The 3,525-nt window shown below is 41.3% G+C and carries 3 protein-coding genes and 4 tRNA genes; all 7 read right to left on the minus strand.

The genetic code is table 11. The annotated features are described in order from the left end of the window. Positions 1-111: 111 nt before the first annotated feature. The 7 genes from NWQ57_RS09465 to murB all read right to left on the minus strand — a co-directional run bounded on the left by NWQ57_RS09465 (position 112) and on the right by murB (position 3,343). A tRNA-Thr gene (locus NWQ57_RS09465) sits at positions 112-187 on the minus strand. Between the two features lie 6 nt (positions 188-193). Further along, positions 194-268 (minus strand) — tRNA-Gly (locus NWQ57_RS09470). Positions 269-304: 36 nt separating this feature from the next. Further along, positions 305-389: transfer RNA gene (locus tag NWQ57_RS09475), tRNA-Tyr, on the minus strand. Positions 390-398: 9 nt separating this feature from the next. Beyond that, a tRNA-Thr gene (locus tag NWQ57_RS09480) sits at positions 399-474 on the minus strand. A 159-nt stretch (positions 475-633) separates the two neighbouring features. Beyond that, positions 634-1,353, minus strand: coding sequence for a type III pantothenate kinase (locus NWQ57_RS09485; RefSeq protein ID WP_306021909.1), 720 nt, complete (start codon positions 1,351-1,353; stop codon positions 634-636). Continuing rightward, positions 1,337-2,320 (minus strand): bifunctional biotin--[acetyl-CoA-carboxylase] ligase/biotin operon repressor BirA, encoded by a 984-nt coding sequence (gene birA / locus NWQ57_RS09490; protein ID WP_306021910.1) that lies wholly within the window; start codon positions 2,318-2,320, stop codon positions 1,337-1,339. The genes NWQ57_RS09485 and birA overlap by 17 nt, the downstream gene beginning before the upstream one ends. A gap of 24 nt (positions 2,321-2,344) precedes the next feature. Continuing rightward, positions 2,345-3,343, minus strand: coding sequence for a UDP-N-acetylmuramate dehydrogenase (gene murB, locus NWQ57_RS09495; RefSeq protein WP_306021911.1), 999 nt, complete (start codon positions 3,341-3,343; stop codon positions 2,345-2,347). Positions 3,344-3,525 lie beyond the last annotated feature (182 nt).

Consider the following 3,525-nt stretch of genomic DNA (forward strand, 5'->3'; position numbering starts at 1 on the left):
GATAGTACCTACGTTTACGTGCGGTTTAGTACGTTCAAACTTTGATTTTGCCATTGTTTATTCCCCAGCAAATAGTAGTAAAAAATTTTGTTCTTGAGCTGGGGAGAGAAGTGGTGCTGATAGGCAGATTCGAACTGCCGACCTCACCCTTACCAAGGGTGCGCTCTACCAACTGAGCCATATCAGCACTGATTGGAGCGGGCAGTGGGAATCGAACCCACATCATAAGCTTGGAAGGCTTAGGTAATAGCCATTATACGATGCCCGCACATCTTAATTCTCTAGCCACCTCATGCAAAAAAAGTGGTGGAGGGGGAAGGATTCGAACCTTCGAAGGCTGAGCCGTCAGATTTACAGTCTGATCCCTTTGACCGCTCGGGAACCCCTCCAGAGATTGATGGTGCCGACTACCGGAATCGAACTGGTGACCTACTGATTACAAGTCAGTTGCTCTACCAACTGAGCTAAGTCGGCACGACATCAAGAGGGGCGCATTCTAGAGTAATGATTCAGGTCGTGCAATAGCTGTTTTTAAAAAAAATACACTTTTTGTATCGTTTGCTCAAAATTACAACGGACTGATTGATTTTCATGCATAAAACGGCAAAAAACCGCTGCTCAATTCAATAATTTTTATATGAAACGCTGCAAACCAAGTAAAACTAAATTAGGAAAAAATCGTAAATGAGAGTTTTTTATTGAAAATAAAAGTGATTGGTCGCCACCTGTCACAAAAATTTTATACTCTGAACAGGAATTTGATAGATATTTTTCAGCCATAGCGACAAAACCATGTATCGCGCTCAAGCACCCATTGTTAACACAGCTAGGAGTCGTTGTGCCTACTTCGAGCGATTCTGGTAAACTTGCATCGGCAAAAACTTTTTGCGTGTTGGTCAACAAACTTTGTTTCATTAGGCTAAATCCTGGTGCAATCCACCCTCCAATATGCTGATTACCGACCACGATGTCACAGGTATTTGCAGTACCTAAGTCTAATACTGCCACTGCATCTGATGTTATCGAACGTGCTGCCAATACAGCCAACCAGCGGTCAATCCCTAAATTTTCAAACTGCTTGTAGGCACAAGTAATACCGAATTGTTGGCTTTGGATTGCGGCAACAAAGCACTCAACATTGTGCTTAGTGCATATCTGACGGATCTCTTCGACTAAACCAATTTTGCCAACTGATGCAACTAGCACTTTTTTACTTTGTTCGATGATAGTCTCTAATTCGCTCACCTCAGTGCAATGCTTTACACTTAATTCATCATTGAATGACTGAACACAAGCGAATTTAATTCTGCTATTGCCAATATCAATAAGGAGATAGCTAAGCTGGTCTAACACTTATTTCTCCACCTTGATATGCGCGAATACCGCTACTTGTTTCCACTAATAATGCCCCACTTGAATTTATTCCTCGGGCGATACCCGTAGTGATTTTTTGGCCGATAATAAGATCAATAGGCTTATTTGCATAAACATCCACCGCCTGCCACTTTTCAATAAAGGGGCTCAGCCCTGCTACTTCAAACTGCGCTAAAGTACTCGTCAGCTCTTCAATCAAAATCGCAGCAAATATATTTCGGTCAATAGGCTGGTTAGTAGCAGTTTTTATATCGATGTAGGGCTGATCTATTTGTGTCACCGATTCGGGTAAACTAACATTAACGCCAATGCCAATTACACAGTGGCATGCCCCTCCGATTTGCCCTTCAACTTCTATCAATACACCAGCAAGTTTTTTCCCAAATACGTAAATATCATTAGGCCACTTAAGCTGAGCGTCTTGTAAACCTATTCTATTTAGCGCTCCTACTATCGCGACACCTACTGCTAGACTTAGCCCGCCAATTGCTTGATATCCAGCAGCAAAACTCCATTGCATAGACAAGTACATACTAGCTCCATAAGGCGATACCCATGTTCGTCCCAGCCGTCCTCGTCCCGCCGTTTGTGCCTCTGCTAAACACACAAAACCATTCGGCAAATGTGCTTGCTGCTCTTTGATAAATTGATTGGTAGAGTCAATAACGTTTAGTACACACAAAGGAACATTTTCAAGCTGGTTGATATGACTTAAAATAGAATGCTTATCAAGTAAAGTTAGTTCATTTGCTAAACGATATCCTTTGCCCTGAACGCTATATATGTCAAGCCCCAATTCTGCCAAGCACTTTATATGATTAGAGACAGCAGCCCTTGAAATACCTAATTGCTCACCAAGTGTTTCACCAGAGCAAAACTCACCCTTCGCTAACTGTTGAACAATATGAGTTCTGATTACATCAGTAGCCGTGTTTTTATTAGTCATACTCGGTTCTCAATCACCTTTAACTCAAACACGGATGAGCCCAGTGTTGCTCACCAACTGCACTTCATTTTCAAGTTCAATTAAAAAATGCTCCTTAACAGCTTGCTTTATTTGTCGCGCTAAGCGTAGAAGTTCATCGCCGTTGCCCATCCCATTATTAGTGAGTACCAGAGGTTGACTAACATGGCATTGCACCCCACCCACCGACCGGCCTTTAAACCCAAGCGTATCAATGAACCACGCTGCGGGGACTTTAACTTTCTGTGAATCAATAGGATAGCTAGGTAACGAGGGGTATCGTTGCTGTAAATATTCGAACAGCGCTTTATCGATAATCGGGTTTTTAAAAAAACTGCCTGCATTACCCACCTTTCGGGGATCGGGTAACTTCAATTGGCGCACTTGCACTACTTTATTGAATATATCTTGTGCAGTAGGTTTCGGTAATTCACGTAACTCTGCATAGTTAGCATTGGCTACCCAGTTTTTACATAAACGAAACGTAACGTAACCAATAACAATCTGTCCGGCTAAGGCCTGTTTGAAAATACTATCTCGGTAGGCAAACTCACAATCTGCATGTGCTATAGTTTTAATTGTGCCGCTGGCTAAACAAAGGTACTCAATGCTTGTTATGAACTGCTCAACTTCAACGCCATAAGCACCGATATTCTGAATAGGAGCGGCGCCCACAGTACCAGGGATTAAAGCCAAATTTTCAAAGCCAGCAATACCCTGCGACAGACACCACTCCACCAATTGATGCCAATTCTCTCCTGCACCGACCTTAAGTATAAAATCCTGATCTGTTTCGCGTAATGAAATGCCTTTTATCGCAATTTTATAGATGCTACCTAAAAAATTCTCTAAAAATACCGTATTGCTACCTTCACCGAGAATGTAATGATGTTGGCGCTTTATCTCTTGCCAATTCTGTTGAATATCTTGCAAAGAAGTGACAAGTTGAACATTAGCAGCATGAACCGGAAAACCGAAAGTGTGTAAGGTTTGTAACGAATACAAAAATAATTACTCTTTTTAAATGCCATAAATCAATAAAGAACAGTTTATCGAAGATAAAGGGTTTTACTAGATGCGGTGGTCTATTTGGCGATTTTAAATCCTTATACTTAGTGCCATAAATGATTTTACTAAAACGATAGGGTTAAAACTAATATATTTGTAAGTTCTTTGACTCACTATAA

This window comes from Paraglaciecola sp., from assembly GCF_030730205.1.
Classification (GTDB): Bacteria; Pseudomonadota; Gammaproteobacteria; order Enterobacterales; family Alteromonadaceae; genus Paraglaciecola.

What these genes read in the sequence shown, in the direction of transcription:
- birA (WP_306021910.1), bottom strand. Translation starts at nt 2,320, where the DNA reads ATGACTAATAAAAACACGGCTACTGATGTAATCAGAACTCATATTGTT.